At 44.9% G+C, this 24,172-nt stretch carries 23 protein-coding genes, 1 tRNA gene and 1 CRISPR repeat array; of the genes, 19 read left to right on the top strand and 5 right to left on the bottom strand.

Annotation, left to right across the window (positions count from 1 at the left end):
* Positions 1–7: 7 nt before the first annotated feature.
* Together CUJ83_RS07290 and glnA are read right to left on the bottom strand one after the other, a co-directional pair.
* A complete protein-coding gene (locus CUJ83_RS07290) occupies positions 8–148 on the bottom strand; it encodes a hypothetical protein (RefSeq protein WP_230741631.1) in 141 nt (46 codons plus the stop codon).
* Between the two features lie 113 nt (positions 149–261).
* The gene (glnA, locus tag CUJ83_RS07285; protein WP_369423943.1) at positions 262–1,704 is read right to left on the bottom strand and encodes a type I glutamate--ammonia ligase; all 1,443 of its coding nucleotides are present in this window, start codon (positions 1,702–1,704) and stop codon (positions 262–264) included.
* 469 nt (positions 1,705–2,173) lie between these two features.
* Between glnA and CUJ83_RS07280 the strand changes: the two genes are divergently transcribed.
* From CUJ83_RS07280 to CUJ83_RS07235, 10 genes are all read left to right on the top strand, one after another.
* Positions 2,174–2,247: transfer RNA gene (locus CUJ83_RS07280), tRNA-Arg, on the top strand.
* 530 nt (positions 2,248–2,777) lie between these two features.
* Complete coding sequence (cas3, locus tag CUJ83_RS07275; protein ID WP_230741629.1) at positions 2,778–5,456, top strand: CRISPR-associated helicase Cas3'; 2,679 nt, start codon at positions 2,778–2,780, stop codon at positions 5,454–5,456.
* Positions 5,457–5,468: 12 nt separating this feature from the next.
* A complete protein-coding gene (gene casA, locus CUJ83_RS07270) occupies positions 5,469–7,067 on the top strand; it encodes a type I-E CRISPR-associated protein Cse1/CasA (protein WP_230741628.1) in 1,599 nt (532 codons plus the stop codon).
* Complete coding sequence (gene casB / locus CUJ83_RS07265; RefSeq protein ID WP_230741627.1) at positions 7,064–7,645, top strand: type I-E CRISPR-associated protein Cse2/CasB; 582 nt, start codon at positions 7,064–7,066, stop codon at positions 7,643–7,645. The genes casA and casB overlap by 4 nt, the downstream gene beginning before the upstream one ends.
* Positions 7,642–8,820: a type I-E CRISPR-associated protein Cas7/Cse4/CasC gene (gene cas7e, locus CUJ83_RS07260; RefSeq protein WP_230741626.1), complete on the top strand. Its 1,179-nt coding sequence runs from the start codon at positions 7,642–7,644 to the stop codon at positions 8,818–8,820. The genes casB and cas7e overlap by 4 nt, the downstream gene beginning before the upstream one ends.
* A gap of 11 nt (positions 8,821–8,831) precedes the next feature.
* A complete protein-coding gene (gene cas5e / locus CUJ83_RS07255; protein ID WP_230741625.1) occupies positions 8,832–9,548 on the top strand; it encodes a type I-E CRISPR-associated protein Cas5/CasD in 717 nt (238 codons plus the stop codon).
* Positions 9,530–10,279 (top strand): type I-E CRISPR-associated protein Cas6/Cse3/CasE, encoded by a 750-nt coding sequence (gene cas6e / locus CUJ83_RS07250; RefSeq protein WP_230741624.1) that lies wholly within the window; start codon positions 9,530–9,532, stop codon positions 10,277–10,279. Before cas5e ends, cas6e begins: the two co-directional genes overlap by 19 nt.
* A complete protein-coding gene (cas1e, locus tag CUJ83_RS07245) occupies positions 10,279–11,220 on the top strand; it encodes a type I-E CRISPR-associated endonuclease Cas1e (RefSeq protein WP_230741623.1) in 942 nt (313 codons plus the stop codon). Before cas6e ends, cas1e begins: the two co-directional genes overlap by 1 nt.
* 9 nt (positions 11,221–11,229) lie before the next feature.
* On the top strand, positions 11,230–11,520 hold the full coding sequence (gene cas2e, locus CUJ83_RS07240) for a type I-E CRISPR-associated endoribonuclease Cas2e (protein ID WP_255668410.1): 291 nt from the start codon (positions 11,230–11,232) through the stop codon (positions 11,518–11,520).
* A 27-nt stretch (positions 11,521–11,547) separates the two neighbouring features.
* Positions 11,548–13,345: a CRISPR direct-repeat array (repeat unit 29 nt; unit sequence AAGGTCCCCACATGCGTGGGGGTGAACCG).
* 395 nt (positions 13,346–13,740) lie between these two features.
* A complete protein-coding gene (locus CUJ83_RS07235; RefSeq protein ID WP_230741781.1) occupies positions 13,741–14,109 on the top strand; it encodes a rhodanese-like domain-containing protein in 369 nt (122 codons plus the stop codon).
* Between the two features lie 171 nt (positions 14,110–14,280).
* Here CUJ83_RS07235 and CUJ83_RS07230 read toward each other — a convergent pair whose 3' ends face one another.
* Both CUJ83_RS07230 and CUJ83_RS07225 read right to left on the bottom strand, forming a co-directional pair.
* Positions 14,281–14,598, bottom strand: coding sequence for a HesB/IscA family protein (locus CUJ83_RS07230; RefSeq protein ID WP_230741621.1), 318 nt, complete (start codon positions 14,596–14,598; stop codon positions 14,281–14,283).
* Between the two features lie 72 nt (positions 14,599–14,670).
* Positions 14,671–15,822, bottom strand: coding sequence for a restriction endonuclease (locus CUJ83_RS07225; RefSeq protein ID WP_230741620.1), 1,152 nt, complete (start codon positions 15,820–15,822; stop codon positions 14,671–14,673).
* A 72-nt stretch (positions 15,823–15,894) separates the two neighbouring features.
* On the opposite strand from CUJ83_RS07225, the gene CUJ83_RS07220 reads away from it, so the two are divergent.
* The 3 genes from CUJ83_RS07220 to CUJ83_RS07210 all read left to right on the top strand — a co-directional run bounded on the left by CUJ83_RS07220 (position 15,895) and on the right by CUJ83_RS07210 (position 18,596).
* Complete coding sequence (locus CUJ83_RS07220) at positions 15,895–16,647, top strand: DUF128 domain-containing protein (protein ID WP_230741619.1); 753 nt, start codon at positions 15,895–15,897, stop codon at positions 16,645–16,647.
* Between the two features lie 310 nt (positions 16,648–16,957).
* A complete protein-coding gene (locus tag CUJ83_RS07215) occupies positions 16,958–18,100 on the top strand; it encodes a deoxyhypusine synthase (RefSeq protein ID WP_369423940.1) in 1,143 nt (380 codons plus the stop codon).
* A gap of 10 nt (positions 18,101–18,110) precedes the next feature.
* Entirely contained in the window at positions 18,111–18,596 is a 486-nt protein-coding gene (locus CUJ83_RS07210; protein WP_230741617.1) for a deoxycytidylate deaminase, read from the top strand.
* A 14-nt stretch (positions 18,597–18,610) separates the two neighbouring features.
* Here CUJ83_RS07210 and CUJ83_RS07205 read toward each other — a convergent pair whose 3' ends face one another.
* Positions 18,611–19,192: a flavodoxin domain-containing protein gene (locus CUJ83_RS07205; protein WP_230741616.1), complete on the bottom strand. Its 582-nt coding sequence runs from the start codon at positions 19,190–19,192 to the stop codon at positions 18,611–18,613.
* Between the two features lie 207 nt (positions 19,193–19,399).
* On the opposite strand from CUJ83_RS07205, the gene CUJ83_RS07200 reads away from it, so the two are divergent.
* From CUJ83_RS07200 to sppA, 6 genes are all read left to right on the top strand, one after another.
* Entirely contained in the window at positions 19,400–19,879 is a 480-nt protein-coding gene (locus CUJ83_RS07200; protein WP_230741615.1) for a type IV pilin N-terminal domain-containing protein, read from the top strand.
* Between the two features lie 20 nt (positions 19,880–19,899).
* Positions 19,900–20,517 (top strand): PA14 domain-containing protein, encoded by a 618-nt coding sequence (locus CUJ83_RS07195; RefSeq protein ID WP_230741614.1) that lies wholly within the window; start codon positions 19,900–19,902, stop codon positions 20,515–20,517.
* A gap of 5 nt (positions 20,518–20,522) precedes the next feature.
* Complete coding sequence (locus tag CUJ83_RS07190) at positions 20,523–22,004, top strand: hypothetical protein (RefSeq protein ID WP_230741613.1); 1,482 nt, start codon at positions 20,523–20,525, stop codon at positions 22,002–22,004.
* Between the two features lie 18 nt (positions 22,005–22,022).
* Positions 22,023–22,544: a hypothetical protein gene (locus tag CUJ83_RS07185; RefSeq protein WP_230741612.1), complete on the top strand. Its 522-nt coding sequence runs from the start codon at positions 22,023–22,025 to the stop codon at positions 22,542–22,544.
* A 98-nt stretch (positions 22,545–22,642) separates the two neighbouring features.
* On the top strand, positions 22,643–23,011 hold the full coding sequence (locus CUJ83_RS07180) for a Fic family protein (protein WP_230741611.1): 369 nt from the start codon (positions 22,643–22,645) through the stop codon (positions 23,009–23,011).
* 165 nt (positions 23,012–23,176) lie between these two features.
* Complete coding sequence (gene sppA / locus CUJ83_RS07175) at positions 23,177–24,151, top strand: signal peptide peptidase SppA (protein WP_230741610.1); 975 nt, start codon at positions 23,177–23,179, stop codon at positions 24,149–24,151.
* The last annotated feature ends 21 nt before the right edge of the window (positions 24,152–24,172 follow it).

Genomic DNA, 24,172 nt, shown 5'->3' with positions numbered 1-24,172 from the left:
TTTTTCATTATCTTTCTTTCCTGCCGGACAGCATCGACTTTAGCCACTTATAGAGCGGGATAATCAGCCCTGGCGCAAAAATGACTATACAACAGAACGGCCCTGATATGATCTTATTGATGATGTCACTAACCATAGATCCCGGCATATCACATGATACTGGTAAATGAGTCCATAATAAACTTTTCATCGGACATGCTATTGATAAAGAAAGAAAAATTGTATTAAAAATAAAAAAAGAGGTGGAGGGTATCCCACGATCTATGCGTCGTAGTACAGGTATACTTCGTACGGGTGGGTTCTCATTCTGACCGGGTCTATCTCGTTGGACCTCTTGTAGTCGATCCAGCCCTCTACGAGTTCTTTGGTGAATACTCCGCCTTCCAGGAGGAAGTCATAGTCGGATTGCAGTGCGTTGAGCGCTTCGTCGAGCGATCCAGGTACAGACCTGATCTTCGCCCTTTCCTCTGCGGCCAGGTGGTATATGTTCTTGTTCAGCGGGCCGAATCCTGCCTCGGTCGGGTCGATCTTCTTCTTTATGCCGTCAATTCCTGCCATGAGCATGGCTGCGAACGCGAGGTACGGATTAGCAGTCGCGTCTGGCGGCCTGAACTCTATACGCTTTGTCTTGGGGTTGTTCGAGTACATGGGTATGCGTATCGCAGCGCTTCTGTTCCTGCTTGAGAATACCAGGTTAACCGGCGCCTCGTATCCCGGGACAAGCCTCTTGTAAGAGTTCGTGCTCGGGCTGCAGAAAGCCAGAAGTGCGGGGGCGTGAGTCAATAGACCGCCTATGTAATATAATGCGGTCTGTGAAAGTAATGCGTAACCGTTCTCGTCGAAGAACAATGGCTTGCCATCCTTCCATAAGCTCTGGTGGACGTGCATTCCGCTGCCGTTGTCTCCAAAGAGCGGCTTGGGCATGAAGGTCGCGGTCTTGCCGTTCCTTGCGGCAACGTTCTTGACCACATACTTGTATTTCATGACCTTGTCGCCCATGCTTGCCAGAGTGTCGAACCTCATATCGATCTCTGCCTGGCCTGCGGTGGCGACCTCATGGTGGTGCAGCTCTACCTTAATGCCAATTTCTTCCATCAGGCCGACCATTTCGTTCCTGATGTCGGTCTGGGTGTCAGTCGGGGCGACCGGGAAGTAGCCTTCCTTGAACCTTACGCGGTGGCCCAGGTTGGGGGTGCTGTTATGGTTGGAGTTCCATACGCCCTCGTTTGAGTTAACTGAGTAGCCGGTGCCCTTGTATGGAGTAAGCACGTCAAACTGCACATCGTCGAATATGAAGAATTCCAGTTCAGGACCCCAGTAGCTGGTGTCTGCTATTCCGCTGTACTTTAAGTATTCCTCTGCCTTTTTAGCGATGTGTCTCGGGTCTCTGCTGTAGCCGTCTGACTTGCCAGGCTCTTTTACATCACAGGTTATGGATATTGTGGGCTCGGCGATGAATGGGTCGATAAATGCGGTGGTTGCGTCCGGCATAAGCAGCATGTCGCTGTCCTCGATGTTCTGGAAGCCTCTGATGCTCGAACCATCGAATCCGGTACCATTTTCAAATACATCGTCGTCAAGTTCGGAGATCGGGTGAGTCTTGTGCTGCCAGGTTCCGGGCACGTCCACGAACTTGTAGTCTACATATTTTATTTTCTTTTTCTCTATCAGGTCATACACGTTCTTTAATTTGTCTGACACAATTGGTTCCTCCACCAAACTTACATATCCTTTCTAAGTAGGAAGTATGTTTCCTACTGTGAAATACAATACCTACTTCATGTATTTATATATTTCTATGCGTTTGGTGTTATGTGTGGTGAATGTAGAATTAAAGATACAGTTATGGCACTTGAAAAATGTAATTTTGGCGCGGCAACGGGCACTTTAAGCCTTAGTTAACCGTTTTCAAATCCGGGCTCTAATTATAATATAAAAACATTTCCCTTAAAATTAATTATATATAATATTATTTTATATCTTATTAATTAATCATTTCTTCATAACATTTTCTTAAAGGTTAAAACTTATCGGTTTACATGGGATTAAATACTGAATTAATAAAGTCCATAAGAGTTGCTATCCTATTATAGGTTAGCTATATGTCTGATGGCACTATAATTTTCCGATACAAAAGTTTTAATATTTAGGGGCGCAAGTAAAGTGCGTCGTTGGACTCGTGGGGTAGCCAGGACATCCTGTGGGGCTTCGAACCCTAAGACCCGCGTTCGAATCGCGGCGAGTCCGCTGTTTTATTATGAATATTTTCTTCTTTAATAAACTAACAAAAACGTTAGAATTCACGATCCTATATTCATTTTTTATTTTTGATGAATAATCTTTTCTTATTTTCTTATTTGTTTTCGCGGTTCGACGCTCGGCCTTTGGCCTCGCTACTCGGCTTTTAGGGTGCTTCGATGTCAGGGCCGGGCTTGCACCCCGCATAACATTCGCTTCGCTCTGTTATGCTGCAAGTCCTAAGCGACGCGGACAGAGGCCGCGTCCATTACCCTGCCATCTACGCATCCCTTCGCTCGCTAACGCTCGCTTCGGGCAGACCCTAAAAGCATTCGCCGAACGCTTTCTAATATTCTTTGGTAATCGGTTGACCAATAATCTTTTATAATATTAAGTCATAAGACACAACAATATAAAATGTCACATGATGTATATATTGGTTAATAATTGTTCGCAATTTTTGTAATATAAATCCTATATTTAATATACAAAAAATTGAAGATAAGTTGGTAACAATTATATTAAATCGGTGTGGTGTTATGATAGAAATTGATCCAAATATAATATGGGCTAAATCTAATCCCAGACATTCATTGTTACATCACATGATTGACGTTGGTAATATTGCCTTATCTTTATTATCGACTCCTTGTTTTAAAATCATAAATAAAAAATTTTCTTCGGCGACCGGGCTTGATGAAACGTCCAGTATGGCATGGATGGCTTATCTGGCAGCTATTCATGATATTGGTAAATGCGAACCTGACTTTCAAATTAAGAATGAAAAATTAGCTCAGGAACTCATGACGTCAGGCATACTTTTTCCTCCGGAATATGATAGAAGATTCCTTCATGAAAAAAGAAGCCATGATTGGATTAAGGAACAATTATCTAAAGAAGGCTGGAGCAGAAGATCCTATAATACCGTATCAAATAGTATACTGAACCATCATAGCAGATCTAATTTTAAGGATCCAATTGATTATCCGACATTGAAAAAATACTGGGATAATTATAAAGAAATACTGAATAATGAAGTAAAAAGTATATTTAAACCTCCTGAAATATCCTCAGTGGAATTTATTGACAATGGTAAAGCAGGCTTATTACTTAGCGGGTTAATAGTGTTAAGCGACTGGATTGCATCAAATGTAGATTTGATGCGATATACTGATTTACAGTGTTCAACTGAAGAATATGCGAATATTAGCCGGGTTAATGCTAAAAAAGCCATTAGTTATCTAGGTTTTGATGATGGTATATCCTGGGAAGATAAGGTCGAGTTTTGTGAGGTTTGGCCGGGTTCTACATTTACTAAATTACGACCTATTCAACAAGAATGTGTAGATATTATCAAGTCATGTAGCATCCCTCGTATGATCATAATCGAAGCCCCGATGGGCGAAGGCAAGACTGAGGCCGCAATATATACTGCGGTCCAAATAATGAGGAAGAATAATCTATCCGGTATGTATGTTGCACTTCCGACTGCGGCCACCAGTAACCAGATGTATGGTAGAGTAAATGAATTTTTAGAATTACATAATAAAGATGCTATCATAAAACCACATCTAGTCCATGGAATGTCCTGGGTCATAGACGAGGTATCCCCAATAAATGTGCAATACGATGATGAATTCGATAATACTATAGAAATAATGAATTGGTTCAAGCCTTCAAAACGAGCCCTACTGGCTCCGTATTCTGTAGGAACAATCGATCAGAGTCTAATGAGTGTACTTAACGTTAAATTTGGTTTCCTTAGACTGTTCGGGTTATCAAATAAAGTATTGATAATAGATGAAGTCCATGCTTATGATGCATATATGAGCACAATATTATGGCTATTGCTTAAGTGGTGCTCCTGTCTTGAAATTCCTGTCATTCTCTTGTCAGCAACATTGCCTTCTGATAAAAAGCAAGAACTATTATCTTCTTTCATAAACCAAGGTCAAAAAAATCTTGGAACTTTCCAGCCAACTATGGGCTATCCTTTAGTAACTTACGTCGACCAAAATAATAATATCATCGAAGAAGCAGTTGCCGGGTCATCTAAGCATATGAACATTAGTTTAGAAAAGCATCCCGGATTTATCGGTGAATACCATAAAATTGCGTCACTTGCTCTTGAATCGTCTACTAATGGCGGCTGCATATGTATCATACTAAATACCGTTAAAGCTGCTCAGAAAGTCTATGAAGCCCTGAAGAATTTAAAAGACGATAGCGTTGAACTATTATTGTTCCATTCAAGGTTTACGGCCGATATAAGGGGAGTGATCGAGAAAAAAGCTCTTAAATTATTTGATAAAAGAAGTTTGCTCATCGAAAGTCATCCTGATTATACTGTGAGACCTAAAAGAGCGATACTGGTTGCTACACAGGTAGTTGAGCAAAGCCTCGATCTAGATTTTGATGAGATGATCGTTGAGATCGCACCTATCGATCTTATCTTGCAAAGAGCAGGCCGTCTTCATCGACACGACCGTAAAAACAGACCGACTGGAACGATACCAAGGCTGCATATATTACTTCCCGCCCAAGGAAAACCTGATTTTGGGGCTTCTGAAGTTATTTATCATAGGTATACACTTTTGAGAACGCTAGACATCATTGGATCCTTAGATAATATTCTGATACCGACAGATATACGTACGCTCGTCGAGAAAGCATATTCAATTTATACTCCGGACATGATGCCATCATCTTCTGGTATCACAATCCAGGATCTTTCCGACTCTTATGACGATATGCGACATAGTATAGATGGTGAAAAAGGGAAAGCTTCGCCATATCTAATTACAGATCCAAATAAAAAGGAATTCAGTTTGGCGTTGATGTCAAGCGCATTTTCCTTTGATGAGGATGATACTGGCACCAGATCCTACTTTTATGCAAAGACACGTCTCGGCGATAATACTAACCGATTATTAATCCTGAATGACGACGAGTTCGAGGATTTTATTAATTGCAAGAACGCTCCTTCTAAAGATATGATGAAGCGTTTGATGTTGAAAATGGCCAGCATACCCTGTAGTTGGATCAATGAATATGACGCTGAACCTGGTTATAAACAGATAATACAGGGTCCTATGTGGCTAAAAGGTTTGAGCATATTATGTATGAATTCCGTGATGTGGAAAGGTGTCAATAAGAATGGCGATCGTGTTGTAATAACAAATGATGACGAGTATGGGCTGAGAATGGAAAAATTATGAAGAGGTGAAAATTTGGCATCATATAATCTATTAACAGAACCATGGATTGGTTCCATTGATCAATCGGGTAGTATTAGGCACATGGGTATTCTGGGTACTCTGAAAGAGTCGCATAATCTTAAATGTATTTATGATCCCGCCCCTCCTATTGAGTTTGGCATATATCGCTTACTTATCGCATTTATTATGGATGCGTTTAATCCTGGCGATACGGAAGATCTTGCCGATATACTTGAAAATGGATATTTTGACCACGAAATATTAGATTTATACGCCACTGAATGGGGGGACAGGTTCGATATTTTTGATGAAAAACACCCATTTATGCAAGAACCGATAAATGACATTAAAAAGAAACCACCGGAGCCGGTAGCAAGGTTAATGCAACATCTTCCTGCCGGCACAAACGTTACGCATTTCCATCATGGAAATTGGGAAGACCATGCCTTTTCTTATGAACAGTGTGCAAAGGGGCTCGTGACGATAGCGCCATTCATGACTGCTGGCGGTGCCGGTTTATCTCCAAGCATTAATGGTAGTCCTCCATGGTATGTCTTAGTCAAAGGAAGGAATCTCTTTGAAACTATCGTCTATAATGTTTGTGTTGTTCAGCCATTCATAAAGCCTATAGGCGATATGCCTGTTGTATGGAAGAATGGAAATAAACTTGATTCCATAAAAGATGTGAAAACATTCTCGATACCGGGAGGCCTGACCTGGAGACCTCGTATTATTCAACTTATACCTGAAGGATCAGTAGGAAAATGTACATATAGCGGGGCCGAACAGCCCGGACTTGTACGACACATGAATTGGGGGCCGGGCCAAAAATCACCTGAACCTGGATATTGGGCTGATCCACAAGTATCCTACATTAAAACGAAAGAAGGTATTAGGCCATTACGGCCCGTCCCAAATAAAGAATTATGGAGAGATATCGGGCCGCTTATGCTATTACAGCATGGAGATTATTCCGGCAAGGATGGAAAAATAAGCTACGAAAGACCCTCGGTCATCAATCAATTCAAACAACTTGGAGACACTGGCATCATACGAAAAGAAGAACCACTCCAGATTGAAGTTTTCGGCATTCGGACAGATGGTAAGATGAAAATATATGAATGGTATCATGAGGATCTTAACATTGCCAGGGAGATCCTTGATAAGAATAATGCCGGAAGGTTAATTCAGGATGGGATGGACCTTGCCGATTATGTATCTTATAATATCCGGCAAGCCCTGAAAAAGGCTTATCCAAGAAATGGCAAGTCTAACGATAAAGCATTTGATAATATCATCGTTTCAGCCCAATCATCTTACTGGAGATCATTGAAGGATCAGTTCGAAAATGAATTTTTATCGACACTATCGAAACAGGATGAAAACGACTCTGGAGCTTATTTTAAACTGATAGATGAATGGAAAAAGATACTGGTACAAGAGGGTACAAAAGCTCTTGAGAAAGGGTTAGGTCCTCTTGATACGGATGGTGAATCACTAAAGCGGCAGGTCGAAGCCATGAATGAATTCAGGGCGCGTACCAGAGCTGCATTGTATCCTGATAGTAAAAAAGACGGTAAAAAATCGAGGAATAAGAAGGAGTCAACATGAAAGCTTATTACGAGAAACAAGAACAGCAAAAACCAGACAGAAACGAGGAGTTCCTTCAAAGGCTGTCGAGTGTCGACAGGGGCGATCTTGCCGTCCTTAAAAGGAATGCAGGCAATACAATAGCGGAATCCCGCGGGGCAATGAAGGCTTTCTACAATATACTTCCATATGGCATTGCAGACTCTCCAAATGAAGAGGTATTTTTCATCGTCGCAACACTTTACGGGCATAATAAGTATCATTTTGATGGCGATTTCGGGTTGACGATGAAAAGATTGAAAGAACGGGCCGGATCAGAAAGCATTGACAGCCGTATGGCTGCATTGCTGGATAGTGAATTCGATATTGTAGACGGTTTTAAGCCTGGCGGCGGAGAGCTCGCCTACAGAATAAGGCAATGTGTAAAACTTGCAGGCAGCCATGAGATCGGTGTTGATTGGCTAAGACTGCTACAAGATCTAAAATTCTGGAATAATCCAGAAAAGAAAGTTCAGAAAAGGTGGGCCAGGTCGTATTTCGGCTATGGTAAACCTGCAGAAAATAATGATCAATCAATAAACAAGGAGGTAAAAGTATGAAATTAATTGAGATACACATGATACAGAATCACGCTCCCTGTAATCTGAACAGGGATGATACAGGAAGCCCTAAAGATTGCATGTTCGGAGGGATCAGAAGGTCGCGAATATCCAGCCAGAGCATAAAGCGAAGCATCAGGGCCTCTGAAATATTCCAGGAAGAGATGAAAGATATCGGACTCGCGATGAGGACTAGAAGGCTGCCGGAACTGGTGAAACAGAAATTATTGAGTGAAGGCATTGATGAAAAAATGGCTAATATGGCCGCAGAAAAGGCAACCGGTTTCGGTACAAAAGACGGGAAGGAGCGAGAAGGTGAATTGAACACTGCACAGACGATGTTTATAACACAAAAAGACATCGATGCAGTTGCCGAAGTAATGAAGGATGCAATTAAAACTTCCGACAGTGTCGAAGAATTTAAGAAAATTAAAGCTGCCGACCTTCAGAAAAAAGCAGAACTTAAGGGCTGGCGTCCCATAACTCCCGATATTGCTTTATTCGGGCGTATGACCACTTCAGATGCGTTCATGAACGTTGAGGCATCCATGCAGGTAGCCCATGCATTATCGACGAACAAGATGGATCACGAGTTCGATTATTTCACCGCAGTCGATGATCTTCAAAAAAATAATAATGAAGATACAGGAGCTGATATGATCGGTGACGTTCAATTTAATTCGGCTTGCTATTATAAATATTTCTCACTTGATTACGAATCATTCGTTGAAAATCTCGCAGGCATCAAACCGGGAGAAAAATCGGATGAAGCCGAGAAAAAGGCATACGAAGAAGCTCTTGAAAATGCCAAAAAAATAGCTTCCGTTACAATAAGCGCATTCATAAAAGCCGCGATTTATACGACCCCAAGCGGTAAACAGAACAGCTTTGCAGCTCATCAGTTACCAAGTATGATACTCGTAGAGATCAGGCCGAAAAAGACTCCTGTAAGTTTTGCAAATGCTTTCATCAGGCCAGCGAAACCATCGAATAGCGTTGACTTGATCGAGGATAGCATAAATAAGTTCATTAATGAGGTTGAACTTCAGACTGCTAAATTTAATCTTGAATCTACAAAAAGGCTGCTGTTTACGACTGGAAATAAAAGAATAAACGGGGCAGATGAATGCCCGTCCATCGATGACCTTATATCCAGTATTAAAAAGGCGTTTTAATGGGTGGTTTAATGACGGATTATCCACCTATCTTGATTTTAAGGCTAGAAGGGCCTATGCAGTCATGGGGCCTCAAGGCAAAATGGGACATAAGAGACACAGGGGAAGAACCGTCAAAATCGGGCATTGTCGGGCTGATAGGATGCGCTATGGGTTATTCGAGAAATGATCCGAGACTTGTAGAAGAGCTTGATAAGAACCTCCGGATAGGTATAAGAATAGAAAATCCGGGCGAAATTTCTAAAGACTTTCATACAATAAACGGAGTACTTCCCACTGCCGAAGGTAAGTTCAAAGGTAGTGACGGTGAGCCTACTACAATAATATCAATAAGGGAATATATTGAAGACGCATCTTTTCTGGTCGCTATCGAAGGTCCCGGTCAACTCCTGTATAAGATAAGAGATGCAATGGAAGATCCTCGATGGCCGATTTATCTCGGAAGAAAATCCTGTCCGCCTACCAGGCCAATATTTGAAACAATAACACAGGATTATGGGTCTATCGATGATGTGCTGGCAAAGTATCCATGGAGTTCTTATACATGTGAAGTTCGTGAAAAATATCCTGAAGAGCTCAAATGCATCGTAGAAGATCATAATGGGCCTTATATGAGGACGGACCGAGTACAAAAGAGCCCTGTTCGCATGTATGGTATAAGAAATGTTAGAATTTTCAAAATTAAAGCACCTATAATGAAGGAGGATACATGTACCTCTCTAGATTAATACTCAATCCCGGAAATAAAGCGGTGAGAAGAGACCTTGCGGATTGTCAGGAACTTCACAGGACGGTCCTCGGCGGGTATCCGGACTTAAATGAAGAAGATGCGGATGCAAGAGAAAAGTTCGGGGTACTTCACAGGCTTGACATTCATCCCCGAAGCGGTGCTATAGTTTTGCTTGTACAATCTCTGGTGAATCCTGACTGGTCGTCTTTACCTGCAGGATACCTTCTTATCGATACGGATCTGGAAAATCCAGCATGTAAACAAATATCTGAACAATATGGCGGTATAAAATCCGGCGACGTTTTTACATTCCGGTTAAGGGCGAATCCTACAAAAAAAGTAGGTACGTCTAGGGTAGAGGAAATAAAACTGGGCAAGCCTAAGTCTAATGGAAAAAGAGTGCCACTAAAAAATGAGGCCGAACAGATATCATGGTTAAAGCGTAAAGGTGATCACGGAGGATTCGAACTGATCGCAGCAAAGGCGATTCATGAACTGGCCGATGTACTTGTAAAAGAAGAAAGCCCACAAAAAGGGGCTTACTTAAAAGGTAATCAGTGTTCTAACGGAACTGTCAATAACAGGCTTAGCTTTGTCTCCGTACTTTATGAAGGAAAACTTATAGTCACCGACGCCTGCAAATTTCAGGATACCTTGAAAGCTGGGATAGGTAGTGGGAAAGCATATGGGTTCGGACTTTTATCTATTGCCTCAGCAAGAGGGGATTGATGCCGAAAGATCTGCATGAACTCCCGAGAGTCGAGGACGGGTGGAGCTACCTTTATGTAGAGCACTGTAAAATCGATCGAGAAAATAAGGCAGTAGCTATCCATGATGAAAGAGGGAGAACCAGTGTCCCCTGTGCCAGTCTTGCTTTGCTAATGATGGGTCCGGGAACAAGTATTACTCACGAAGCAGTAAAGACATTGGCAGATAACGGATGTCTCGCTGCATGGTGCGGCGAAGGTGGCATTCGTTTTTATGCACAGGGATTCGGCGAGACCCGCCATTCTTCAAAATTGATAAGACAGGCTCTACTGGTGAGTAACCCATCTCTCCGTCTAAAAGTTGTAGAACGTATGTACCGGATGAGATTCAATGACCAGATACCTGAGAACCTTACAATTCAGCAGCTAAGGGGTATGGAAGGCCAGAGAGTCCGGCAAACATATGCTCTGGCAAGTATGGATACTGGTGTACCATGGACCGGTAGAAATTTTGACCCCAATAACTGGTCTAATGCTGACCCGGTCAATCGCGCGTTATCAGTGGCGAACTCCTGCCTTTATGGTATATGTAGCGCAGCCATAATCTCGATTGGTTATTCGACAGGGCTTGGTTTTATCCATACCGGTAAACAGTTATCATTTGTTTATGATATAGCGGATTTATATAAGGCAAGTATTACGATACCATTATCTTTTAGGGCGGCAGCAGCAGATGGAGATGAGGGGCTTGAAAGAAGGGTGCGCCTTGCATGCAGGGATAAGTTTAACGAATTAAATCTTTTATCAAGGATCGTTCCTGACATTGAAAGAGCTCTTGATGTAAAAATCCCCTCTGATTTAATATTTGATGATTTTGACTCGGAGCAGGTTGTGCCGAGCAAGGTTTGGGACCCTAAATCAGGACCGCTGCCCGGTGGCGTTAATTATTCAAATGGTAATTAGGATGATCATATGGCATCAATATCTATTTTTATACTTGAGTCTGTTAGTCAGTCTCTTCGCGGCGAGTTGACTCGCTGGATGATCGAACCTAAGTCAGGCGTTTTTGTCGGAAAGATCTCTGCGCTTGTTAGAAGCAAACTTTGGGAGAAAATTATTAAAAATACGAAAAAAGGTGGATCTATTCTGATTTACTCATATAATAACGAACAAGGATATAAAATAGAAACTTCTGGTGATACATCAAGAACGATATGTGACTTTGAAGGACTGTCTTTAGTAATTCGGCCGGAAAAACCATAATAATTGAAATCGACTAATTTTTGTAGTAAGGTCCCCACATGCGTGGGGGTGAACCGATGGTAAAACAGTAAAACCTTGCATTGAAGGTAAGGTCCCCACATGCGTGGGGGTGAACCGTGTCATGTGGCGACGGACGAGTTCTGCAAGGCAAGGTCCCCACATGCGTGGGGGTGAACCGATCATCAATGAAAAAATGTTTGATGATAAGAGAAGGTCCCCACATGCGTGGGGGTGAACCGGACGCCCGTATCATAATCTGTGCCGAGGCTAACAAGGTCCCCACATGCGTGGGGGTGAACCGTCGGTTATATCCGCGCCTATTCTAACGATGAGAAGGTCCCCACATGCGTGGGGGTGAACCGGTATCCGACCAGTTATCCGTGGAGAAGGAGAGAAGGTCCCCACATGCGTGGGGGTGAACCGTCGGTTATATCCGCGCCTATTCTAACGATGAGAAGGTCCCCACATGCGTGGGGGTGAACCGGTATCCGACCAGTTATCCGTGGAGAAGGAGAGAAGGTCCCCACATGCGTGGGGGTGAACCGTTCAACATCGAGGCGGGAACCCTGGTCCTTGCAAGGTCCCCACATGCGTGGGGGTGAACCGGCAACAGCCGTTAAAGTGCCTAAAATATTAAAAAGGTCCCCACATGCGTGGGGGTGAACCGATCTTTTTCCATGTTCGTTACCTCGCTTTTTAAAGGTCCCCACATGCGTGGGGGTGAACCGTCCAATGCTCGGTTCTTGTGTTATAGCAAATAAAGGTCCCCACATGCGTGGGGGTGAACCGCGTTCGTCTAGTTCGTCTGGAATGTCTACGCAAAGGTCCCCACATGCGTGGGGGTGAACCGGGTTCTGCATTAGTTGATTTTGCGGATACATCAAGGTCCCCACATGCGTGGGGGTGAACCGGCCGTTGCTCGGGGCGACCTCGACAGTTTCCAAAGGTCCCCACATGCGTGGGGGTGAACCGTCAGACCGATGATATTAGACGCGGCTTTCGAGAAGGTCCCCACATGCGTGGGGGTGAACCGGTATCAACGACAAGGCTCGCTGCGGCTCTCGGAAGGTCCCCACATGCGTGGGGGTGAACCGGCGGATCGGGGGGTTATAGTTCCGGCCTAGAAAAGGTCCCCACATGCGTGGGGGTGAACCGGTCGCCGAGTGGGAGCCGAAGGACATGATCCAAAGGTCCCCACATGCGTGGGGGTGAACCGTATGTAAACTCTCATAAAGAAGAGGTAAAAGCAAGGTCCCCACATGCGTGGGGGTGAACCGGAATAATATTATAAGTCTTATCGATCCCCTGAAAGGTCCCCACATGCGTGGGGGTGAACCGCTGTACCCCTAAAAGCCTTTTTATCCAAAACAAAGGTCCCCACATGCGTGGGGGTGAACCGAGAGCCACCATTAAAGGACCAACTAGAGGCGAAAGGTCCCCACATGCGTGGGGGTGAACCGAACTATGGCTAAAGTTGCAGGGATCAATAAAAAAAGGTCCCCACATGCGTGGGGGTGAACCGAATGGACCGAAAAAAAGAACAAGAAATTGAAAAGGTCCCCACATGCGTGGGGGTGAACCGCGATGTCAACGAGAAGAGGGGTGTTGAGCGTAAAGGTCCCCACATGCGTGGGGGTGAACCGTCTGCTTATCTATAGTGTCCCCACAAACAACAAGGTCCCCACATGCGTGGGGGTGAACCGTATCGACACCAGGCAAAGACGCAGTAACCTGAAAGGTCCCCACATGCGTGGGGGTGAACCGCTTGTGGGCGGCAGTGTTGTACACTCAATGATAAGGTCCCCACATGCGTGGGGGTGAACCGACGCTGGAACGGTACGCGGCTAACTGGAAGGATAAGGTCCCCACATGCGTGGGGTGAACATATACAGTCGAGGTCAATAAACACATTCTTATAATCCCCATCTGTATGTTATGAATAGAAATCTTCGTATATTTTAGGAATTTTTTTTATTTCGATCAGGATTTTGATGATAAATCAGACCTTAACAATATTTCAATTGAATGTTAATAAATAACCCTGATCAGTAATCCTATTAGTTATTAAGTGCCAAAATATGCTTATATTATAATAAATAACCAAAATTCATGGCTAAATTAGCAATAAACGCCAATTATGGTTAATTTTTGTCAAAACACCGTTAAAATAACCTTATTTAACGGGTGAATTTTAAATAAATACCCTATTATTTTAAAATGGTGATAAACTTGTACGAACAAAAACTGAGAAGTATAAACACTAACCAGTTGAGAGACCGGTTAAACAGAAAGGATAAACCTCATTTATTGATAGATGTCAGGGAGGTCGAGGCTTTCGATAAGGGACATATACCCGGAGCGATCTCACTATTCGACCCTGAGATCATGTCCCTGGCGAAAGATATGGACAAGAACATGGACATCATCGTATATGCCACCGGGACACCAACACATACAAAGATGTGTGACGACGCCGCACGAAGGTTCATGGACATGAAATTCAAGAACGTATGGAGTTTCGAGGAAGGTCTCGAAGGCTGGATCAACGCCGGAAACCGTGTCGACAGAAGCGAAAGAAGGATGACCTGAACGGTCATCGCTTATACTTTTTATAAAGAGGTCAGATCTATAAAGATCAATAACAAAAAATGAGAACTGTAAGGGAGTTTTAAGGAGATACGATGACGCGTTTTTTGCCTGATAAAGTATGATCGCATTATCGGCTTTAAACTCCCTTGATCACTGATGTTAATTTAATTTTTAATGGCATCCGCTGCAGCCTTCGCCGCAGACCGCGTTCGGGTTCCTGACTATGAAACCATTGCCGTATGGCGTTTCAATGTAGTCAAGCTCGTACTCTTTGAGGTCGTCATCGAGGTCCTTACTGTAGACCAGATTAATGCCATTGGAATTGATCGCTACGTCATCCTCTTTCTTTTCCATATCCAGTGCCGGTGCATACTGGGGGCCGCTGCAACCATATCCTGCGAGATATATCCTGATCATGCCCTCCATTTTTCCCTGGCTTTCAAGCAGACCCTTGATCTGTTCCGCTGCTTTTGGTGTTACTGTTACCACTTTATATCACCTGATTGAACAATCTAATCTTAATAGTTTAATACAAATACCTTGTGGAAAGATAATGCGGGGTTACAGTATCTCCGCACCATCATCTATCGGCATCTTTGACGGCTTTCCATCGTAGGCGTTTATCTCTATGTACCCCTTATGGCTTCTGACAGCCCAGAACGGGATATATAGAAGCTCTATGTCGAATTTTACTTCCGCGGGTTTCGGGCTGAACTTTTTATGCTCTACCATTGCAGCCTCACCTATCGTTGCCTTGAACCTGATAGTCTTGCTGCTCTCGTCGACTATTGATTTCATGGCCATTGCCTGGGCTTCTTCCTGGGTCAGGATGGTCATCTCGATGTTGTATGGCGCGTCAGGTATGTCTATAGACTCGACAGGCTTTATTGTCGGCGCCGGATCGACATTCTTATTTATCGCGTTGATTATCTTCGTGCCCTTTGACTTGAGCGGAACGACTATATCCTTGTATTTTGACTGGACATCGACATTATAACTGTATTTCCAGAACGGTATGAACTTCAGCGAATACTCTACGTCCTCTGCCCTGCCTATATTGCCTGCGATCTTGATCGCATCCGTGCTCTTGACCTTTATAGGGATAGTATGCAGCGGGATCTTGAGATCTTCAGGCTCTTCTTCGGCTGCTGCCTCTATGATCTCACTGGCAGGCTCATTTACCTGCGGCTCAATGACGGGCTCGGGCTTCTCAGCCTTGGCTGCAGATTTGGCCTGAGCTTTTTCCGGCAGTATGCTCGCAAGTTTCTTCGAAGACTTCTCTGCCTTCTCGGGCACCCTGGTATAAAGCTCCTGGGTGATCGCCGAAATGTCCTTTTTCTGTGCCGGCTGGCTGGCGGTCTCAGCGGTTTCCATGAACGGGTCCGGCTTCCCCTCAAAGCTGATCAGTACGGCCTTTCCTATCTGCATTTCCAGCTCGGGCCTTTCCCAGAGTAATATATCATGCTGCTTCGCGAACAGCTTAACATCTTCGGAGAAATACCCCATCGTGACTACAAGCCCTTTGGCATTCATCTCTCCGAAAGATCCCATAAAAGAGCCAAGCTCATCTACGGACATACTGTCAGAGAGCTTTATAGCCACAGTATTGTTAGTTTTCTTCGCTAGAAGGTCAAAGCCTTGATTTCCAGCACTTACAGCGTAATTGTAGGTGCTAAAAATTTCCTTTATGACATCTAGTAAATTATTCGACATCGTAACTCCTTTCGGATTTATTTTTAATCCAAAAGTAAATAACCTTTAGAGATAAATAAATTGTGGGTTGCCATGAGTCTAATTAGAGAAGAAGAAATGATGTTCACAAGCGCTAAGATAGAGTCAATAATGTACCAGGTGACCTTTAACCCGAAGACAAGGGTAGGGGACATAATCGCCAATGTGTCGATCGTGGATAAAAAAGACCTGGAACAGACACTCGACATTTTCCGCCAGGTCATGTACAGCGGACTCTCAGTATGCTCATACGTTAAGATATTTGACGAAAACGAGACTTTTCATGAACTGACCATACCGGCGGGCAAGACCGGGATCGCGACCGCATGCAGCATCACCATAGACGGCGTGCTGTTGAAGAGCGGAATTCCTGTGAGGCCAAAGTTCGGCGGCATAGTACAGGTTAAAGACAGGGAGCCTATCAGGTTCACCGACATAATCAGCTATAGCTGCACTACCATAGACCCGCTCGAGGTTCTCATGTCCCAGGACCTTACGTCCGTAAGGGAGATGATGAAGACCGGTTCAGGAAAGATACTCGCTAACTTCAGGGAAGTCCCGATGTCCGCCAAGGATGAGGTCGACCGCACTCTGAACCGACTTTTGACCGCAGGGTTTTATGGCATTCTCGAAGTGGGTGAACCGAACACTCCAGTGCTGGGCGCATCGGTCGACAGGGATCACATGGGCATTATCATCACCGGCGGTACCAACCCGATGGCGGCAGTACAGGAAGCCAGCATTCCAATACAGACAAAAGCCATAAAGGGAGTAATGGATTTTCGCGAGATGAAAAAGCTGGTCTGAACTCTTTAGTCTTGAGGACACCAGAATATATCACAGGCGCTAATGATCAACTCAGGCGCCATTTTTTATTTGTTAAAAATCCAAATTAGGTTTTTTACACCGTTTAATGCTTATTTTAAGCGATGATACCGCATCGTTCTTTCCATTTTTATTTATACGTCCGTATCTGCGCATTTACGATCGTATCCGGCCTTATAGTTAAAAATTGTCACGCCTTATAACGTCCGCACATCAAAAATCGACATACTGCGCTTTCTAAAAAGCTTTATATTCTAATAATAAGTTTTATTGAAAAAAGAGGGTGAACGAGATAGCCAAGAGCAAATTCTTACATAAGCAAACGGTGCCCATCACCGTTACTGACAGATCCGTTTCAGAGCTTACAGGTGCCATGGCGATGACCGGCTTCCAGGGAAGAAAGCTGGGAGAGTCCGTCGAGACCTGGGCACAGATGCTAAAAGAAAATGGGCTTACGATCCTCATGGGGTACACAGGCGCGATGTCCCCGGCCGGCATGAGAAAGATCATAGCGTACTTTATCCAGAACCGCATGATCGACTGCCTGGTCTCAACGGGCGCCAACATGTTCCATGATATTCACGAGTCACTTGGAGGTAAACATTACGTCGGTTCACACACCGCCAACGACGAAGCATTGTTCAAGGACGGTGTTGACAGGATATACGACGTATTCGCCGTAGAGGAAGAGTTCAGGGGGACCGACAGGCTGGTCATGAAATGGAGCCGGGAACACCTTGAACCCAACAGGCCATATTCTACGAGAGAGTTCTTTTACGAGCTTGGAAAGTGGCTATACGAGCAGGGCGCGGATAAGGATTCCATCGTCGTCAGCGCATACGTACACAACGTGCCTATCTTCGTCCCGGCACTAAGCGACAGCTCAATAGGGATATCCTTGATGTGCGAAAGACGCGCCGGATATGCATACAATATCGACCAGATGAAGGACGTCGACGAGATCACGCAGATCGTCGAAAATACAAAGAAGACCGGTGTAATATACGTCGGCGGAGGCGTCCCGAAGAACTTCATACAGCAGACCGAGGTCATCATGTCCATGCTCGGGCTTGACATCGAAGGGCACAGCTATGCCATTCAGTACACAGCGGACTCACCGCACTGGGGAGGCCTGTCAGGATGCACTTTCGAAGAGGCCGTATCATGGGGCAAGATCGCTTCCGTCGCGCCAAAGGTGCAGGTGTTCACGGATGCGACGATAGCGCTCCCGATCGTCTCGCACGCGCTGAAAGAAAAGACCAGGGATACCATAGCGTCCAGAAAAGCTCCGCGCTATGACTGGTCTGGCAAGATGCTGAGAGTAAAGTTCGAGGCAGAAAGCGCTAAAAAAGCTCCAAAGGCCTCAAAGGCACCGAAATCTGCCGCGAAGGCCGCGAAAAAGCCCGCAGCTAAGAGATCAAAACCCAAGAAATAAGTGATACGTTATGAGACCAACGCCGGATGAATATTTCATGGAGATCGCGCGTGTCGTGGCTACCAGGTCCACATGCCTCAGGATCCACGTAGGCGCAGTCATAGTTAAAAACGGCAGAATACTATCCACTGGCTACAATGGCGCGCCATACGGGTTCGAGCATTGTCTTGACATCGGCTGCATTAGGGAACAGCAAAACATAGCCCACGGCACAAGGCATGAGATGTGCCGGGCAGTGCATGCGGAGCAAAACGCGATCATCCAGGCCGCGCTGCACGGCGTCTCGATAGAAGGCGCCACCATCTACTGTACGCACCAGCCCTGTATCCTGTGCACCAAGATGATAATCAACGGCAAGATAAAGCGTGTCGTTTTCCAGAACGAGTACCCCGACCTGAGATCTATGGATTTCCTTAAGCAGGCCAATATCGAGGTACTGATGATGCCGGGGCCTAAAACGGAAAGATCAATGGAAGAAAGGCCTCTGAGCGTTTAACTCCGGCAAGATCCTTATTTTTCTCTTTCTCTTTTTTGGCTTTCCTGTCGAGTCGCAGGCTTTTCCGGGATCGTTTCCGGCGGGTTTACCATAAGGTCATATAGATGTCTTCCCCAGTTTACCGCCTCTTCCCTGTCCATATAGTTAACATCCCTGAGCCTGTACCCTTTTAAAAAATAATCTATCCTGAGTGACAGCCTGTCAAGCTCTGTCATCTCTTTTAACTCTATTTTTCCTAAAAACGCCTTTGTCGACAGTATCGTTCCTCTGGCATGCTCCAGCAGCTTTTCCAGCGTATAGGCGCCCTTAAATCTTTTCGACCTGTCCTCTGTCATATCCGGGGGGACGCTCACCGTAAATAATGCGATCTTTCTGCTGCTTAACGTATCCTTATTTTTATCGAGAAACCTGATGATCCTTTTCGAAGTCATATCGTTGTATATCGGGGAGCCAATTATCACAAGCTCATAGATCGTAGTGGTCACATCATCTACATGCTGGATGTCGGCACCGTTCAACCCTTCGGCGATCCAGTTCGCGATCTGTTCGGTAGCCCCGTATTTGGTATCATAGATAATGAGAGCTTTATTAGGCATGCGGATCACTCGAATATTTTATACTATCGAAATATCGGCCACGCCATAATATTTACTGTATTACCGGAATATGCGGTTTAAGCACTTATTTTGAAAAATTTTACCGCCCGGCCTAAAGGATTTTATACAAATCGAAAACTTTTTATCATAATAATGAAAATAAGTATTATTGCAAATATATGAAATTAACATCTTAGAGGGTTATGCATGAATATTAAAATTATCTCTATGCTACTGGATGACGACCGGGGCGTCGAGAACGCCGTATACGGCATACTGATGATAGCCGTGGTCGTGATCGTAGCGCTTATGATAGGCTCTATCGTGCTGTCGCAAGGCGGTCAGATCCAGCTATTGACAAGCTCTCCGAAAGCCAGCCTGTCAGGAGTTCTCTCAGGCGGCTCCCAACCGACACTGCTGATCAACCATGAATCAGGAGATACTCTTCAAACCGACCAGCTCTCGCTGAGCGTGTTCGATAGTTCCGGCGTGCTGATAGGCACGACCAGCCTGTCCTCATTATCGCCTCCTGCCAGTCCTTCTACATTGAGCCCCGGGCTTCAGACATCCGCCATACCGCTTAATGTCACCGGCGGTAACGTGGTCAAGGGCGCACAATACACAATCAAGGTCACCAGCATCCAGACAAAACAGCAGATAGGCATGATGCTGCTGGTTGCCCGTTGACGGGGTATCCGGGGGATACTATGCTTAAAATGGATGATTCGGGAATAGCCGACGCATTTTATACTATCCTGTCCGTTTCGCTAGTGGTCATAATGGGCATCGCCATATCCGGCGTCATCCTTTCGGCCGCTTCCCGCCAGAGTAACGAATCAGGCGTCCAGCTATCCGAATTTGCATCTCAGGGCATGAAAAAAGGCCTGTATGGATATTATTATCATGTAGATACTACCGGCACGGACTATCTGTCGGCCGATCCGAACGATATACTTTTTAAAAGGATGGCTTCGGAGCGGATCGATGAAATAATATCTTTTAACGTATCGAATAAGCCTTTGAACGTGCCGGATAACGACGGGTCCGTCATATGGACCGGATATCTCTATGTCCCGAAGGACGGAGCTTATAAGTTCGAGCTCGAAAGCTGTGACGGCTCATGGTTATGGATTGACGGGTCGATGATCGCCGATAATCATGGCGTTCACGGGCCTGTAGCCATTCAAAGCCCTGATATTCAGCTATCCGGCGGCTATCATACTATTAAGGTCCGATACTTTTACAGGGATATAAACAACGCCCGTTGTATGCTGTCCTGGAACCTGAACGGTCAGATGGGACCCGTATACTCACTTTACAGGTAGGTAGGATGCCGGCGCTATGTTCATCCGGAAGAAAAAAGCCCCTGGACGACATCGGGCTCTCTGAAGTTCAGGGTACCCTGTTCTTGCTTGCTGTTGTCTTGATAGCCGCTATCCTCGTTAAGACGACCATCGGGGACGGCATGGTTAACACTGCGCTGGAATTTGGAAAGTTCCGTGTCTGGGGTTCCCATAATGACATGGGCAGCTATAATGGCGCCGCCCCGTCTATTGAGATAACGTCTCCTGCTAACGGAAGCGTATTTTACTGCGACCAGGAAGTCGGTATTTTTGGATCGGTGATACCTGATGCCGGGCAAATGATCTCGTTTGTCTACTATAAGATAAACGAAGGCCCGTGGATAAAAGCCAGTTTAAGCCTGAACGACTGGTATGGGCAGGCATGCAGGTACCCCGAAGGTAAATATCGCATAGAAGCTGTCGCATATGATGATTCAGGAGAGCGATCTTCCCCGGCGATGTCTATCTTCGAGTCCTTCTTCCGCCTGTATCCTGACTCAAAATATATCGATGATAATATTCCGGATACCATGACCGCTAACGACATTTACTGTTCCGGTATCAAATATCTGAACACTGGATACCTTTCCTGGAACCTGTCTTCCGGGTACTCCCTGTCTCCATACTTATCAGACATTTTCCATGTTTCAGCAGCGGCTTTCGTTCCGGGAGAAGAAGTGCTTCCTTCATCGGAAAAGACTTTTAACATAACATTTCTGGCGCCTTCAACCCCCGGGGTCCATCAATGCTCTCTGCGTATGCAAAGCGCTGGATACGGCTGGTTCGGGGAACGCTTTACAAAGAACATCACTGTCGTGGAGCCAGTATACGATGCCCGAATTGTTTCCGTGGACTTCCCTTCCGAAATGCTGCCGGGAGAAATAAGGGCAGTAAGCATCACTGTGCAAAATACCGGCACTGCAGCATGGTATGCGATACCTGAAAGGCTCACATGCCTGGGGATGATAGGGGGGCTTTCCGGGGATGCATATAAGTTCAACGGGTCAAGCGACAGGATCTACATGTCTCCCGCGTCTATTATCAGGCAGGGCGAAAACTACACGTTCAGTTTCCAGATCACGGCTCCAGCTCCGGGAACATACACTCCGGGATACCGTATGTTACTGAAAAACGGCACATTGTTCGGAGAGTCAGCGACACAGACTATCCATGTTATAAGTCCCACGCCTACACCTCCGGCTCCGACTCCGGATCCGTATCAGGCATATATAGCGACGGGGACAATGACCTTGATACAAAAGAACGGTCAGTTGCATCCTGGTTGTATATCCTATGTGTATGATGGCCCATTATGTAGTCATTACAGTCGTGCTAGCTACTACGAGTCTTGGGATATAGGCGGACCCAATGGGCATTATCGGATATACAAAGATCAGTGTATAGGTGAGTTACAATTTGAGATGAATTATGGGGGACCAAAGGGTTCTGTAACATTCAGAGAAATTTAATAAATTTTAGGTGATATTATGAAATTCAATAAGTGGACTATAGTGATATTACTTATTTCTATATTCTTTCTAGTCTACATAATGGAATATTGTCAAACAAATACGAACAATATAATAAATGATAATTTAAGTTATATTCCTATAGACGATCTGCAACCAGTAGCATCTCCCTCTTCAAACAATTCCAGTTATGCTTTTTGTATTCCGGATAATGACTACGTAATTAATAATATTAAATGGTCGTCTTATCCAAATCTGGAAAAAGGATATATTTTAGTAGCAGATGTTGTGGGACCTAATCAGGTTCTAAATTATAAATTTATTGACGTTCAACTTCTCACAGAAGTAAAAAATACTGATAACGAAGCAGAAATCTATGACCAACTATGCTGTGTGGCAAGAGAAGCTAGAAAAATATATGGCCCCGATGGGGGTATCAATATTTACGGGACTAAGGGGGGTGTTGAACATTATCATGTCGAAATATTGCCTCATGATAATATTATTTACTGTAGGGGTTGGGAAAGTCAAATTTTATAAATAACATTCGAAATTCGAATATTATCTTTTTTATATTTCTCTTCATGCGATGTCTTTAAGACAATTAAGCGTTTGATATGTTTGGTATTGGTGTGCATATGAGTAATCTACCGTCTTCACCATTAGTCGAGATCTTCGGCAGCAGTTCGTCTGCAGGTCTCCTCGTTTTTCTGGTGGTCAACCACGGCAGCGAATTCGCTGTCAAGGACATATCAGATCGTACGAAACTGTCAAAGCCCAGGGTCTCGAAAATGTTGAAAGGCTTTTTAAAATACGGCATTATCAAAGAGACAAAAAAAGTCGGCAAGATAAGCTATTACAGGTATGACAGGAACAGCAAGTATGGAAAATTCCTGTATGAGCTTGTCTTTAATTGCTCTGCACTGGGAGCGGCGCCACAGCAGCCAGTTGCCGCGCCTCCGGTAAAGCCCAGGGATAACGGGGCAAGCAAGATAATCATAGCTTAGAGCAGTCAACGAAGCCTTACGGGCATCGGCTTATTACCGGGACAGCTTTAGTTCTCTTTAGCCTTGACTAGAAACTATATATGCTTAATATACCCTATGATTGATTATCCCGGTCATTAAGGATGGATTTGAGACCGGATAACTTAACTATCTACGGGTGGGACTATGGAAGGAAGCAGGCCAGGCAGGTTAAATATCGTCAACATATTTCTTATACTGATAATCTTAGCCATGGGCGTCATGCTATTTGCCGAGTCTGCGCTCATCATGGCCCAGAGCGACCTGTCTCTTCCTTTTAAGAAGCTCAGCCCCATCTCTAACAAGGTCGCAGTCATATATGTCGAAGGCACGATGGTCACTGATAACGTGCCGGAAGGCTTTGGCTATGCCAGCTCTAATAATATTATCAAAAGCCTTCGAGCCGCTCAGGAGGATAAGTCCGTCAAGGCTATCGTTTTAAGGATCAACTCTCCCGGAGGCACGCCGGTAGCGGCCCAGGAGGTCTATTCACAGATAGAGAAGACCCGCGAGGTAAAGCCCGTCGTCGTATCCATGGGCGACCTTGCGACTTCTGCGGCATATTACATATCCTCGCCCTGCGATAAGATATTCGCCAACCCCGACACGTTCACGGGAAGCATCGGCGTGATATGGGTTTTCGAGAACCGAAGCGCGTATTATAATAAAGAGGGCATCGACTATTATGTGGCCAAGACCGGCACATATAAGGATGTGGGGGCTGACTGGAGAGGCCTTAACGAGAGCGAGAAGCAGTACGTGTACAATATAATCAACGCGTCCAACCATCACTTTATATCCGCAGTATCCGAAGGCAGGAACATCCCGGTACAGGTGGTGGAGATGCTAGCCGATGGCCGAGTATACACGGGTGACGAGGCAATAGCGCTGGGGCTTGTGGACGAGATCGGAAGCATGTATGATGCTATAGACGCCGCCGCAAAGATGGGCAACATTACTGGAACTCCTGACATCACCTACATGAACGAGCCGTCATTATACTCTTTACTTTTCGGAGAGCAAAGCCAGGGCACGGCGTTAGGCTATGATAATAAGTTTTCCGACCCTGCGAAACCGGGCGGGTTTTATTATTCGCCTTATGGACGGCTATACATGATATGATGGCCTTTCCGATATTTTAAA

It is taken from the genome of Methanooceanicella nereidis (assembly GCF_021023085.1).
In the GTDB taxonomy this organism is placed as follows: domain Archaea; phylum Halobacteriota; class Methanocellia; order Methanocellales; family Methanocellaceae; genus Methanooceanicella; species Methanooceanicella nereidis.
This window is presented reverse-complemented; position numbering and strand designations above follow the sequence as displayed.